The 13,061-nt window shown below is 72.3% G+C and carries 11 protein-coding genes; 6 read left to right on the top strand and 5 right to left on the bottom strand.

Annotated features, from left to right (window positions below; all coding sequences use genetic code 11):
* Positions 1–21 precede the first annotated feature (21 nt).
* Positions 22–1,356, bottom strand: coding sequence for an SWF or SNF family helicase (locus tag OHA64_RS42205; RefSeq protein ID WP_405622482.1), 1,335 nt, complete (start codon positions 1,354–1,356; stop codon positions 22–24).
* Entirely contained in the window at positions 1,353–4,217 is a 2,865-nt protein-coding gene (locus OHA64_RS42210) for an SNF2-related protein (RefSeq protein WP_405622483.1), read from the bottom strand. The genes OHA64_RS42205 and OHA64_RS42210 overlap by 4 nt, the downstream gene beginning before the upstream one ends.
* Before the next feature lie 246 nt (positions 4,218–4,463).
* On the opposite strand from OHA64_RS42210, the gene OHA64_RS42215 reads away from it, so the two are divergent.
* Both OHA64_RS42215 and OHA64_RS42220 read left to right on the top strand, forming a co-directional pair.
* On the top strand, positions 4,464–5,519 hold the full coding sequence (locus OHA64_RS42215) for a fatty acid desaturase family protein (protein ID WP_405622484.1): 1,056 nt from the start codon (positions 4,464–4,466) through the stop codon (positions 5,517–5,519).
* Between the two features lie 116 nt (positions 5,520–5,635).
* Positions 5,636–5,818 (top strand): hypothetical protein, encoded by a 183-nt coding sequence (locus OHA64_RS42220; protein WP_405622485.1) that lies wholly within the window; start codon positions 5,636–5,638, stop codon positions 5,816–5,818.
* Positions 5,819–5,992: 174 nt separating this feature from the next.
* Here OHA64_RS42220 and OHA64_RS42225 read toward each other — a convergent pair whose 3' ends face one another.
* A complete protein-coding gene (locus OHA64_RS42225) occupies positions 5,993–6,892 on the bottom strand; it encodes a hypothetical protein (protein ID WP_405622486.1) in 900 nt (299 codons plus the stop codon).
* 133 nt (positions 6,893–7,025) lie between these two features.
* Positions 7,026–7,322, bottom strand: a complete 297-nt coding sequence (locus tag OHA64_RS42230) for a hypothetical protein (RefSeq protein WP_405622487.1) — start codon at positions 7,320–7,322, stop codon at positions 7,026–7,028.
* Between the two features lie 108 nt (positions 7,323–7,430).
* On the opposite strand from OHA64_RS42230, the gene OHA64_RS42235 reads away from it, so the two are divergent.
* The gene (locus tag OHA64_RS42235) at positions 7,431–8,345 is read left to right on the top strand and encodes an oxygenase MpaB family protein (protein ID WP_405622488.1); all 915 of its coding nucleotides are present in this window, start codon (positions 7,431–7,433) and stop codon (positions 8,343–8,345) included.
* Between the two features lie 51 nt (positions 8,346–8,396).
* Here the strand turns inward: OHA64_RS42235 and OHA64_RS42240 are convergent, their stop codons facing one another.
* Positions 8,397–8,996 (bottom strand): class I SAM-dependent methyltransferase, encoded by a 600-nt coding sequence (locus OHA64_RS42240; RefSeq protein WP_405622489.1) that lies wholly within the window; start codon positions 8,994–8,996, stop codon positions 8,397–8,399.
* A 152-nt stretch (positions 8,997–9,148) separates the two neighbouring features.
* Between OHA64_RS42240 and OHA64_RS42245 the strand changes: the two genes are divergently transcribed.
* The 3 genes from OHA64_RS42245 (at position 9,149) to OHA64_RS42255 (ending at position 13,053) form a co-directional block, all read left to right on the top strand.
* Positions 9,149–9,922, top strand: a complete 774-nt coding sequence (locus tag OHA64_RS42245; protein WP_405622490.1) for an MHYT domain-containing protein — start codon at positions 9,149–9,151, stop codon at positions 9,920–9,922.
* A gap of 63 nt (positions 9,923–9,985) precedes the next feature.
* Entirely contained in the window at positions 9,986–12,619 is a 2,634-nt protein-coding gene (locus OHA64_RS42250; RefSeq protein WP_405622491.1) for a nitrate- and nitrite sensing domain-containing protein, read from the top strand.
* Positions 12,616–13,053, top strand: a complete 438-nt coding sequence (locus OHA64_RS42255; RefSeq protein ID WP_405622492.1) for a roadblock/LC7 domain-containing protein — start codon at positions 12,616–12,618, stop codon at positions 13,051–13,053. The genes OHA64_RS42250 and OHA64_RS42255 overlap by 4 nt, the downstream gene beginning before the upstream one ends.
* The last annotated feature ends 8 nt before the right edge of the window (positions 13,054–13,061 follow it).

Genomic DNA, 13,061 nt, shown 5'->3' on the forward strand with positions numbered 1-13,061 from the left:
CCGAAGAGCGCGAAGGGGATGTCAGCGAGTCTCTTCCCCTTCGGCACGCTCGATTTCGGCAGGCTCGATGTCCGCACGCCCGATCGAGGCCAACGCCGTCGCCGGGTCCTGGGCCGCGGTGCCCGCCGGCACCCAACGGCCGCGTTCCTTCCGGTACGGCCACCAGCGGCCGTCCCGTCCCAGGCGCAGCTGGCGCGGTGAGCCGACGACCGTCCAGCGGTTGCTCGTCGCCCGCAGTGTCGGCCGTTCGTCGTCCTCCCAGGCCGAGTCGAGAGCGGCACGCGCGCGGGCGAGCGTTTCCCCCTCCACGGTCCACTCCTCCTCGTACACGGACAGGGCCGTCACACCGCCGTACCGCCAGGCGCGCACGGCATGGGCCAGTTGCTCCCTGCCGCGCCCGGACCCGTCGGCGAGCCGGTCCGCGACGGCCTTCGCCGAAGCGACGCCCTTCGCCAAAGCGACGGCCTTCGCCGACGCGGCGCCCGCAGCGAGGCGGACGGCGTCCTGGGCCACCGTCAACTCCGCTTCCGGAACCTGGGGTTCCGACCGCACCCTGAGCGCGTCGGCGAGCAGACGATGAGCCTCGACGGCGGTCCTGGCGGCCAGGAACTCCAGGGCTGCCGGATCGATTCCGGGCGCGGGCCGGGCCTCGGTGTCCAGGGACGGCGGTACGCCCGGCTCCGCGGAAAGTTCGGGCACGGCGGGTAGCGGCGGCAGGATGCCCCCGGCCGCGTACGCCTCCGCGGCGTCCAGTCCTGGCGGCTCGGCACTCTCCTGGACGGGGGCGTAGCTGCGCTCCTGGAGGGCGTCCAGCAGGGGACGTTCGGCGCGTCCTCGCATCAGCAGCAACACGAAGGGGTCCTGGTCCAGCAGCCGGGCCACCTGATGGCACAGGGCCGTCGTGTGCCCGCAGTGGTCCCAGGCGCCGCAGTCGCACTCGGGCTCCAGGTCACCGATCCCCGGCAGCAGCTCGATCCCCTCCGCGGCCGCGTCCTCGACCAGATGCGGGGGCATGTCGCGGTCCAGCAGCGCGGCGACGTGTCCCGCGCGTTCCACGGCCATGTCGGCAAAGCGGTCCCACTGCTCCTCGGACAACTCCGCCAGCAGGACGTCGGCCCGGTGCACCGTACCGTCATGGTCATGAACGACGGCCGTGATACGTCCCGGGCGCACCGACACCGTGCCCACCGCTCCCGAGCGCGCGAGCCTTCGGCCCGTCTTCACCTGCGCGGAGTCCAGTGCCGTGTCGGCCAGCGCCTTGAGCCAGGCCTGTCCCCACCACGACTGAGCGAAGCCCCGGCCGTGCGCGGGCGGCAACGCGGCGAACGTGCGCTCCAGATGTTCGTCCGCGGTCATCGTCCGTCCCCTCGCAGCTCGACCAGATCGGCCAGTTCCCCGTCCGTCAGTTCCGTGAGCGCCGCCTCGCCCGCGCCCAGCACGGCATCGGCGAGCTCCTTCTTGCGGGCCAGCATGTCGGCGATGCGGTCCTCGATGGTCCCCTCGGTGATCAGCCGGTGCACCTGCACGGGCCGGGTCTGGCCGATGCGGTAGGCGCGGTCGGTGGCCTGCGCCTCGACCGCCGGGTTCCACCAGCGGTCGTAGTGCACGACATGCTCGGCCCTGGTGAGGTTCAGCCCCGTGCCCGCCGCCTTCAACGACAGCAGGAAGACGGGGACCTCGCCGTCCTGGAAGCGACGCACCATCGCCTCGCGCCCGGGGACCGGGGTGCCTCCGTGCAGGAACTGCGAGGCCACGCCGCGGGCCGCCAGATGCTGCTCGATGAGGCGTGCCATGCGGACGTACTGCGTGAAGACCAGGACACCCGCTCCCTCGGCGAGGATGGTGTCCAGGAGTTCGTCCAGGAGCTCCAGCTTCCCTGAGCGTCCGACGATCCTCGGTCGGTCCTCCTTGAGGAACTGCGCCGGGTGGTTGCAGATCTGCTTCAGGCCCGTCAGCAGCTTCACGATGAGTCCGCGGCGCACCATGCTGTCCGCGCCGGAGATCTCCGCGAGCGTCTCTCGCACCACGGCCTCGTAGAGACCGGCCTGTTCCGTGGTGAGCGACACCGCGCGGTCGGTCTCGGTCTTGGGCGGCAGTTCCGGGGCGATCCCAGGATCCGACTTGCGGCGGCGCAGCAGGAAGGGGCGCACGAGGCGGGTGAGCCGCTCCGCGGCGGCGGGGTCCTGGCCGCCCTCGACGGCCTGCGCGTACCGGGTGCGGAACGTGCCGAGCCGGCCCAGCAGGCCCGGGGTCGTCCAGTCGAGGATCGCCCACAGCTCCGACAGGTTGTTCTCCACCGGGGTTCCGGTGAGCGCCACGCGCGCGCGTGCCTCGATGGAGCGCAGCCGGCGGGCGGTGTCCGAGTACGGGTTCTTCACGTGCTGGGCCTCGTCCACCACGACCAGGCCCCAGTGGACGTCGGCGAGCCGTTCGGCGTCCAGGCGCATCGTGCCGTACGTGGTGAGTACGAACTCCCCGTCCGCCAGGGCGTCCAGACTGCGACGCGCACCATGGAAGCGGCGCACGGGCGTGCCGGGCGCGAACCTCTCGATCTCCCGCTGCCAGTTGCCCATCAGGGACGTCGGACACACCACGAGGGTCGGCCCGGCGCAGGCCGCGTCGGTCTGCCGGTGCAGATGCAGTGCGATCAGCGTGATCGTCTTGCCGAGCCCCATGTCGTCGGCCAGGCAGCAGCCCATGCCCAGGGACGTCATCCGGGCCAGCCAGCTCAGGCCGCGCACCTGGTAGTCCCGCAGCGTGGCGTCGAGCGCGGCCGGCTGCCCGACCGGCTCCTGCGCCTCGGGGTCCGTGAGCCGTTCCCGCAGCGCCGCCAGCCACCCCGTGGGATGAACGTCCACCCGGCGGCCGTCGACCTCCGTGGAGCCCGTCAGCGCCGCGCCCAGCGCGTCGATGGGGGTCACCTTGCGGTCCTGCTGGGTGCGGGCCCGACGCACCTCCTGGGGATCGACGAGGACCCACTGGTCTCGCAGCCGCACCACGGGGCGGTTGGCCTCGGCGAGACGGTCCAGCTCCTCGCGTGTGAGTCGCTGGTCCCCCAGTGCGAACCGCCAGTTGAAGGCGAGCAGGGCGTCGGCGGACAGGAACGACGGCGTGTCCGAGGAGATGCTGTCCGGTCCCGGCCCGTGGTCCGGCGGACCCACCACCGCGCGGGCGGTCAACTCGCGGGCCAGCTCCTTCGGCCAGTGCACCTCGACTCCGGCGCCGGTAAGGGCCTGGGTGCCCGCACCGAGGAGTTCGGTGATCTCCTCGTCGGCGAGGTCGACGGCCTCCGGCACGGTCGCCGAGAGCAACGGCGTCAGGGGCGGCCAGGCCCGTGCCGCGCGGCGGAGCGCGAGCAGGGCGTCCATCCGCGCGCGCGGACCGAAGCCGTCGCCCGCGCCCGCCGAGTCCTTCCACACCTCGGCGGCGTCCGCGACGAGCGCCGGATCGCTCACGCTGTGCAGTTGCGGAACGGCTCTGAACGCCAACTCCGCTTCGTCCTGCGCCTCGGCGGCCAGACCGGACACCTCGACCCGCAGTGAGAGCCGCACGCCGGCGTCGTGACCCGCGGCGACATCCGCCGCCCACGCACGCTGCCCGGGCAGGTGCTGTGGCTCCCGCGCCGCATACGCGGGGCCGCCGGTCACCAGCGGGGCCGCCGGAGAGCGGGGCAGGGAGTCGGCGACCGCGTCCAGGAAGGCGCGCAACAGCCGCTCGGGATCGGGCAGCCGCGGCGGCCCGGCGCCGTCCACCGGTACGGCGTGCGCCTCGGGCGGCATGGCGGCGGCTAGCCGGCGGACACGCTCGACGTCCTCCGCCCCCAACGGCCCCACGCGCCAGGCGTCGTGATCGTCCTCGGACAGGCCGGGCAACAGCAGCCCGCGAGCGAGGAAGTGCAGGGCGAGCACGCTCGCCGTCCCCCAGAAGAGGGTCCCGCGGTCCGCGTGGACGACGGCACGCGCGCGCGTGAGCACCGGCACAGCGGCACTTACGGACAGCCGGACGGCGGGCACGATCACCCGCTCGACTCCCTCGCTGCCGGGGAGCACCACGGTCAGGTCCTCGACCGGGCCCGACGCCACTCCGGGCGGGGCGCTGCCGTCCGGCCGCCAGAATGCGAGGGTGCCGGTACGGGCCGGGTCTCCGGGCACGAACACGGCGCAGCAGGTGGCCAGTTCGGAGAGCTGGGACGGTGTTGCCGGGGAAATCCTCTGCACAACTATGTCGTATTCCTCAAATTTGACTACCGAGTCAGAGTCGCCGAGGATACAGCACTCGAGCGGCCTTCCTGGCAAGGGTTGACCGCGACCTGGGTCACTTCGCGGTGGGGTGGCATCAGCCCCCCTGCCACGCGGTGCTGGCCCCCGCAGCTACACGGGGGGTGCCCTCATGGTCGCCGTATGTCACCAACGCGTACGTTTCCTCAGGTCAGCGCGTTTTCCTGAGAGAGCCGGAGCTCCGACATGCCCCAGACCACGCCACCCCTCGCACTCCGACCACGGGACACTTCTGGCCCGCCGCCGGCCTCGAGCGAGTTCACGCCCTTACTGCGCGCGGTCAAGAGCCAGGGCCTCCTGCGACGCCGATCCGGCTGGTACGCGCGCGTCATCGCCCTCAACGCACTCGCCCTGACCGGCGTGGTCACAGGCATCGCCGTGCTCGGCGGCTCCTGGTGGGTTCTGCTCCTCGCCCCCGTGCTCGCCGTACTCGGTGCGCGTACGGCCTTCATAGGCCACGACGCCGGGCACGCGCAGATCACCGGCGACAAGAGGGCCGGCCGCGTCATCGGCCTCGTCCACGGCAACCTGCTGCTCGGGATGAGCTTCTCCTGGTGGAACCACAAGCACAGCATGCACCACGCCAACCCCAACCACATCGACAAGGATCCCGACGTCGCCGCCGACGTCCTTGTGTTCACCGGCGAGCAGGCGAAGGAACGGACGGGCTTCCGGCGCCGGCTCACCCGATACCAGGCCTGGCTGTTCTTTCCGCTCACCCTCCTCGAAGGGATCGCCCTGAAGATCCATGGCTTCCAGGATCTGCGCCGCCAGCCGCCGGGGGAGCGCCGGGTGGAGGCCGTACTGCTGGTCGGCCACCTCGTCGGCTACGCGACGCTGCTGCTCACATCGATGCCGCCCGGTCGGGCCCTGGCGTTCGCCGCCCTCCACCAGGCCCTCTTCGGTCTGCATCTGGGGCTGTCCTTCGCACCCAACCACAAGGGCATGGAGATGCCGGACACCAACAGCGAACCCTGGGGGCACCTGCGCCGCCAGGTGCTCACCTCGCGCAACATCCGCGGCGGCATCGTGACCGACTGGTTCCTCGGCGGACTCAACTACCAGATCGAGCACCACCTCTTCCCCAGCATGCCCCGCCCGCATCTGCGACTCGCCCAGCCCCTTGTGCGCTCCCACTGCAGGGAATTGGGTATCACCTATGCGGAGACCGGGTTCGTCGACTCCTACCGGCAGGCCCTGCGCCACATGCACGAGGTGGGGGAGCCCCTGCGGGCCGGCTAGGGGTGCCTGTCAGGGATGTCTCAGGGGCATCTCAGGGTCACGGTCCGGAACCGTGGGAGGCACGGACCCGTTCTTCTGGACAGAGAGCGGCCGTGGCCGCGAAGGAGGCGACGCACATGTCGAAGAACGCGAAGATCGCCGCAGGAGGTGTGGCGGTCGGGCTGATCCTGCTGATCTGGCTGCCCTGGTGGGCCGCGCTCCTGATCATCCTGGGAGTCCCCGCGGCCGCATACCTCACGCTGGACCCCTCACAGCGGCGCAGGCTGCGCCGTGTTTCCCGCAAGGAGCTCCGCCGCTGACGACCGGTCGCGCCCGGACCGGCCCCGCGCGGGAGCCGGCAACATCGCCGCTCACGGACCGGCCGACGGCATGGTCCGCGAGCGGCGGACTGTCGGACCACAGCCGGTCCGGCCAGGGCCGTACCGCCCGTCGAGGTGCGTACCGGCCGCTGGGGCGCGACCGGCCGACACGCCTCACAGCGGACGTACGGCCATCTTGTCGAGTGCCTCGAGCAGGCCGGGCAGCTCCGGCCCCCGGCCCACCGGCAGGACCTCGCCGGGCTCGTCGTCGAGGAGGACGAACGCGATGTCGTCGGTTCGCGCCACGAGCGACCAGCCGGGACCGTCGGCGCGCAGGGTCCGCGCATCCCCAGGGGCGAACGACGACCTGACCCGGCCGAGCGGCGGCGGCGCGTCCACGTAGGCACGCGCCTCCGCGAGGACGCGCCGGATGCCACTGTGGCCACCCTGCGTCCGGTCCTGCCGCGGAACCTGCCCGCTTCCGGTGTCCCCTGAGGAGGCGCCTTCCTCGGGAGCATCGGCGGACTCGCCGTTCCCGGAGGCGGGGGTGTCCCCTCCGCCCGGGCTCGGGAACTCCGCGTCGTCGAGCTGCTCCCGCCAGATCGCCCACTGGAGCGCGATCTCGTCGGCGCCCAGCCGTCGCTGCGCCGGTCCCCACCTGGAGGTGTCCGGCGGCGTCAGCGGGGCAGAGTCCGCGACCTCGGGGCCCGGATCGTGCGGCGCCGGGACGCCCGGGGCCGCCACGGCGACCGCCAGCGGCCAGCCGGGCAGCGCGGCGACCACCGTGCGCTCGTCGGGCGACAGGTCGTGCTCCATGCCGCAGTCCCAGGACGCGATGGCGACGGCGACCAGCGACACGTCGTCGACGACGACCGTCCACCTGGAGCCGTCGCCGTCCTGACCGAGCACCAGACCGTATCCGTCGGCCATCGGCGCGAGCCCCAGCGCCGCGCAGGCCTCCGGATAGTCGTCGCCCAGCACGCTCGGGAACTTCGCCGGCGTCAGCAGCACCGCCGTCAGCACATAGAGCGCGTCGTCCGCGGCGGCGACGGTGTCCTCGTCCGTCCCGGCCATCCCAGCCTCCCCATCGGTTCGTCCAAGCGCGCACCCTAGTGCGCCCGGAAGGCGCTTGTCACGATTCCTCTGCTCGACGGGAGCTGCGGTTTTCCGGCCGGACGGGGCGAATCGACCATCCGTCGCCGACACGTCAGGCCGCCGGGAGCCCCAGCAGGGCGCGTGCCACCGTTCGAGGCGACTCGTCCCGCTCCCTCGCGAGTGCGATCACGGCCCGGCATGCCAGCTCGTTCACCCCGAACGACAGGGCCTCCGGGGACACCCAGCCCGCTGCCTCGTCGATCCGTTCCTGGTCGTCCTCCGTGCAGGCCGAGACATAGGCGGCCGCGGCCTCGAACAGGTTGTGCGAGCGAACATCCCGGCCGGTCTTCGCCTCGGTGCGCAAGGCGTTGCGGAATCTGGCACCCGACTCGCGGACCCTGCCCCACATACTGACCACCTTCCCCCTCGGTTGCCCTCTTGGTTGCCCTGACTGGTCGTGCATCTCCTGCTACTCACCGTAGAGTTGAAGCTTCGGTGGCAGAAGGGGGACGGCGCGGTGAAGCGCTTCGCGCGGCTCGAACAGATCCGGAGGATGGACCCGGAGAAAGACGCCCTGGAGATCTATCGCCTCTCCTCCGCGTACGAGTTTCCCTGGGACTTCACCCGCGCACTGGAACTGGCCCTGTACCGCACCTACGCCGTGCCCGGCATCGGCCGGCTGCTCGCCGAGACCACGGAGCTCACGGACCGGCCCCAGAAGCGCTACGACGACACGACACTGCTCCTCGACGCCATCGTCGAACACGGCTTCGGCAGTGAACAGGGCCGTACCGCGATCCGCCGCGTCAACCAGATGCACCGCAGCTACGACATCAGCAACGACGACATGCGGTACGTGCTCTGCACGTTCGTCGTGGTTCCCAGGCGCTGGATCGACGCCTACGCCTGGCGCAGGCTGTCCCGCCACGAGATCGTCGCGTCCGCCGTCCACTACCGCACCCTGGGGCGGCACCTGGGCATCAAGGACGTGCCGGGGTCCTACGAGGAGTTCGAGACCTGCCTCGACGCCTACGAAGAGGCGCACTTCGCCTGGGACGAGGGCGCGCGACGGGTCTCGGACGCCACGCTCGCCCTGATGGCCTCCTGGTACCCGCGCCCGCTCGCCCCCGTGTTGCGCGCCTCGACGCTCGCCCTGCTCGACGAACCGCTCCTGAAGGCCTTCCGCTACACACCTCCGGGCCCTGTCACCCGCGACCTCGTCCGCAGCGCGGTCCGGATGCGGGGACGAGCGGTCCGGCTGCTGCCACCCCGCAGGGCGCCCCATCACGCGCGGCAGAACTGGGAGATCAAGAGCTACCCGAACGGTTATCGGCTGGAGGACCTCGGCACCCGCCCCGTCCCGGGCGTGCGGGGCTGTCCGGTACGCCACGCGGGCCCGTCGGCGGCCGTCTCCACCGACTTGACCGACTGACCGCCTGCCAGGCCGACGGACGCGGCCCTCGCGGTCCCCGGACGAAGGCCGTCAGCCCTCGCGGACGGCCAGGGCCAGGAACCGGTCGTCCGCGTCGACGTACGAAGTCATGCGCCACCCGGAACCGGCAAGCAGTGGACGCAGGTTGGGCTCCGCGCGCAGATCCTCGGGCGTGATCCGCCGACCCTGGCGAGCGGCCAGCGCCGCCCTGCCGATCGGGTGGAACAGCGCCAGCGTCCCGCCGGGACGCACCACGCGCCCCAACTCCCGCAGATTCTCGGCCGGATGCGCCAGATGGGAGACGAGCCCCGCCCCGAACACGGCGTCGAGCGACTGAGAGCGCAGCGGCAGCACGGCCACGTCGGCGAGCACCAACTGCCCGTCGCGGTCCCGACCGGCCCGTACGGCGGCTTCCAGCATCGCCGGGGTCAGATCCACCCCGACGACCACTCCCGAGGGCCCCACGGCCGCTCGGAGCGGCGTCAGGGCGCGCCCGGTGCCGCAGCCGGCGTCGAGCACGCGGTCTCCGGCACGCAGCCCGAGGTCCGCGACCGCGGCGGCGTAGGCGGGGCCGTCATCGGGAAACCGCCTGTCCCAGTCGGCGGCACGGGCGGTGAAGAACTCCTGCACATGTGTGTGGTCGTCGCTCATGTCCCGCATGATCCCTCACCGACACGGATGACAGCCGGGTGCACATGTTCGAGCGTGCCGCGATCGTTCAGCTACACCTCTGCGCCAGATTCCAGCAGCTTTCGAAAGGTGCCCCCTCTGTGCGCCCCTGCCCCGACTAGCGTCCCGGGGCCATGGGACACCTGGACCACGCAGCCCTCGGGTGGCTGACCCCCGTGCTGTCGTACGTGATGGCCTGCATAGGCGCCGCCCTCGGGCTGCGCTGCACCGTCCGCGCGCTCGGCGCCACCGGACGATCGCGCCGGAACTGGCTGATCACCGCCGCCTCCGCGATCGGCACCGGGATCTGGACCATGCACTTCGTGGCCATGCTCGGCTTCAGCGTCAGCGGCACCGACATCCGCTACGACGTGCCGCTCACCATCGTGAGCCTGCTTGTCGCCATGCTGGTCGTCTGCGCCGGCGTCTTCGCCGTCGGTTACGGCCGCGACCGCACCCGCGCCCTCTTCCTCGGCGGGCTCACCACCGGGCTCGGCGTGGCGAGCATGCACTACCTGGGCATGGCCGCGGTACGCCTGCACGGCGATGTCACGTACGACCCCGCGCTCGTCGGGCTCTCCGTCCTGATCGCGGTGGTCGCGGCGACAGCGGCCCTGTGGGCGGCCCTGAACATCAAGTCACCCGTCGCCGTCACCCTCGCCTCCCTGATCATGGGGGCGGCGGTGAGCAGCATGCACTACACCGGCATGTTCGCGGTGAGCGTGCGCGTCGCCCCTTCGGGGGCAACCCTGCCCGGGGCCACGGCGATGCAGTTCATCTTCCCCCTCGCCGTCGGCCTCGGGTCCTACCTCTTCCTGACCTCGGCCTTCGTCGCGCTGTCGCCGACCACGGGGGAGCGTCAGGCCTCCGCCTCGGCCCAACGGCCGGTCGAGAGCGCGGCCTCCTAGCGGCATTCCGGACCCGCCCCGCCCGCACGGGCACGCCCCGACAAACTCCCGAGCGAAGAGGCCATGCGTACACCGCGTAGGACCCCCGAAGCCGGCGGCGAGACGCCGCACCAGCCCTCCGTGCGCGGCCGTCGCGCGCACGCCGGACCGCCCGCCGATGAACACCCGGACGAACCTCTGGGCGCGATACCGGACGACGCTCCCGCGTACGGGGGACGCTGGCGCATCCGTCCGCGGACGGTGCGAGCCAAGATCGTCTGTCTGCTGATGGTCCCGGTCGTCTCGCTGCTCGCCCTGTGGGCGTACGCCACCGTCTCCACCGCCCAGGACATTGCCAGGCTCCGGCAGCTGCAGCGCGTGGACACCGCGATCCGCACCCCGGTCGCGGAGGCCGTGGCCGCGCTCCAGACCGAGCGGGCGGTCGCCGTCCGCTACGCGACCGACCCGTCGGCCGGGCGGAGCGGCGACCTGAAGAACCTCGGCCTGCGCACCGACCGCGCTGTGGCGAAACTCCGGCTCGGCGACGGCAACACCATCGCCGACAGCGAGGAACTGCCCGTCGGCGTGGCGCGACGGCTCGAGACGTTCGTCACCGGCGCCGAGGGGCTGACCTCACTGCGCACCGCCGTACTCGACCACCGAGCGGACTGGCACGAGACGTACGGGCGGTACACGAGGACCATCGCCGGTGCCTTCGGTGTGGGGGGTGCCCTCACCGGCATCCAGGACGCCGAACTCGGCTCCGACGCGCGCGTGCTGCTGGAGTTCTCCCGCGCGGGCGAGGCGCTGGCCCAGGAGGACGCCGTCCTGGGCAGCGCACGCCTGGCCGGCGGGCTGTCGGGGGAGAGGCTGCGGCTGTTCACCGGCGCCGTCGACACCCGCCGTGCCCTCACCGAGTCCGCCGTGGCCGACCTGCGCGGCTCCGAACGCGCCTCCTGGCGCGACCTCGCCGGGGACAGCTCCTACGCCACCGTCGGCGCCACCGAGGACAGAGTCCTCGACGCGGGTCCTGGTGGCCGGGCGCTCGCCGCGGCACCACAGGCCGCCTGGGAAGACGCGCACGCGCGTGTGCAGGACGACATGCGGACGATCGAGGGGGACGCGGGACGCGAAGTCTCCGACCGGGCCGACCCGTTCACCCGCGGTCTGCTCACCCCGGCCGGCGCCGCCGTCCTCCTCGGCCTCCTCGCCGTCGCCTCCTCCCTCGTGATCTCCGTCCGTATCGGCCGTGGTCTGGTCGTCGAGTTGGTGAGCCTGCGCAACAGCGCCCTGGAGATCGCCCGCCGCAATCTCCCCGAGGCCATGCGGAAACTGCGCGCGGGCGAGGAGATCGACATCGAGGCCGAGGCACCGCCCGGACCGCCCGCGGAGGACGAGGCCGGCCAGGTCGCCGAGGCGCTCGGCACCGTGCACCGTGCCGCGCTCAGGGCCGCCGTCGAGCGCGCCGAACTCGCCAGCGGCATCTCCGGCGTCTTCGTCAACCTCGCCCGCCGCAGCCAGGTCCTGGTCCACCGTCAACTCAGCCTCCTCGACACCATGGAACGCCGTTCCGACGACCCGAACGAACTGAGCGACCTGTTCCGGCTCGACCACCTCACCACCCGGATGCGGCGGCACGCCGAGAGCCTGATCATCCTCTCCGGCGCCGCGCCCGGCCGCGCTTGGCGCATGCCGGTCTCCCTGACGAACGTGGTCCGTGCGGCCGTCTCCGAAGTCGAGGACTACGCGCGCGTGGAGGTACGCCAACTGCCCGACGCGTCCGTCACCGGCGCGGCCGTCGCCGACCTCACCCACCTCCTCGCCGAGATCATCGAGAACGCCGCCCAGTTCTCGCCGCCCCACACCCGCGTGCGGGTCACCGGCGAGCCCGTCGGCAACGGCTACGCGGTCGAGGTCGAGGACCGCGGCCTGGGCATGGGCCAGGAGACCCTGGCCGAGGCGAACCGGCGCATCGAACAGTCCGAGGCCCTCGACCTGTTCGACAGCGACCGCCTCGGGCTCTTCGTGGTGAGCAGGCTCGCCGCACGGCACGACATCAAGGTGCACCTGCGAACCTCGCCCTACGGCGGCACCACCGCGGTCGTCCTGCTGCCCACCGCGCTGCTGCACGCCGGATCGACGGAACGTGCCCCTCACAGGTCGGCGGACGCGGAACGGCGGGCGGAACACGAGTACGCGCGCGTGCCCGCCGCCGCCCAGCATCAGGAGTCCGCGCCCGCCTCGGCCGACCGACCCGCACTGGTCGCTCCCACACCCGCCGTGGCCCGCACCACCACGGAGCGCCGGGCCACGGCCGACGACCAACCTCCCGGGACGGGTCGGGCCACCCCGGATTCGCGGGCCACGGCAGACAACCCACCTCCCGGAGCCACCACCTTGCGTCTGCACCGTCCTCCGGACGACCTCGACGACGGCCCCTCGGACGACCCTCGTGACGGCTCCTCGCAGGACTCCGACGACCTGCCGCGCCGGGTACGGCAGGCCAGCCTCGCCCCGCAACTGCGGGAGCGGGCGGCTGAGGAACCGGCGCGGGCTTCCGCCACCGGGAACGACGAGAGACGCACCCCCGAACTCGTCCGGGACCGCATGGCGGCGTACCGCGACGGATGGGCCCGCGGCGGCGGCAGGCGGCCCGGCCGCGATGCCACCCCGGATTTCACAGCGGGCAGTCACAGCAGCGAAGGAGGCCCCGCATGATCCAGGACCCGAGCACGAGAGCCGCCCAGAGGTCCGGCGAACTCGACTGGCTGCTGGACGACTTGGTGGTGCGCGTGAGCGAGGTGCGGCACGCGGTCGTCCTGTCCAACGACGGACTCGCCGTGGGCTCCTCCACCGGCCTGCACCGTGAGGACGCCGAGCATCTCGCCGCCGTGGCCTCCGGATTCCACAGCCTGGCCAAGGGCGCGGGCCGGCACTTCGGGGCCGGAGGCGTGCGCCAGACCATGGTGGAGATGGACGACGGCTTCCTGTTCGTGGCCGCCGCGGGCGACGGCTCCTGCCTTGCCGTCCTCACCGCGGTGACGGCGGACATAGGACTGGTCGCCTACGAGATGGCACGGCTGGTCAAACGCGTCGGCGAGCACCTGTACACGGCGCCCCGCACGGGTGCCCGGCCTTCCGCCGCCGGATGAGGCCACAA

Origin of the sequence: Streptomyces sp. NBC_00076, assembly GCF_045041235.1 — a bacterium.
Taxonomy (GTDB): Bacteria; Actinomycetota; Actinomycetes; order Streptomycetales; family Streptomycetaceae; genus Streptomyces.

Coding starts and splice junctions, on each gene's coding strand:
- OHA64_RS42255 (WP_405622492.1), top strand. CDS start 12,616: ATGATCCAGGACCCGAGCACGAGAGCCGCCCAGAGGTCCGGCGAACTC.
- OHA64_RS42245 (WP_405622490.1), top strand. CDS start 9,149: ATGGGACACCTGGACCACGCAGCCCTCGGGTGGCTGACCCCCGTGCTG.
- OHA64_RS42220 (WP_405622485.1), top strand. CDS start 5,636: ATGTCGAAGAACGCGAAGATCGCCGCAGGAGGTGTGGCGGTCGGGCTG.
- OHA64_RS42225 (WP_405622486.1), bottom strand. CDS start 6,892: ATGGCCGGGACGGACGAGGACACCGTCGCCGCCGCGGACGACGCGCTC.
- OHA64_RS42205 (WP_405622482.1), bottom strand. CDS start 1,356: ATGACCGCGGACGAACATCTGGAGCGCACGTTCGCCGCGTTGCCGCCC.
- OHA64_RS42215 (WP_405622484.1), top strand. CDS start 4,464: ATGCCCCAGACCACGCCACCCCTCGCACTCCGACCACGGGACACTTCT.
- OHA64_RS42250 (WP_405622491.1), top strand. CDS start 9,986: ATGCGTACACCGCGTAGGACCCCCGAAGCCGGCGGCGAGACGCCGCAC.
- OHA64_RS42240 (WP_405622489.1), bottom strand. CDS start 8,996: ATGAGCGACGACCACACACATGTGCAGGAGTTCTTCACCGCCCGTGCC.
- OHA64_RS42230 (WP_405622487.1), bottom strand. CDS start 7,322: ATGTGGGGCAGGGTCCGCGAGTCGGGTGCCAGATTCCGCAACGCCTTG.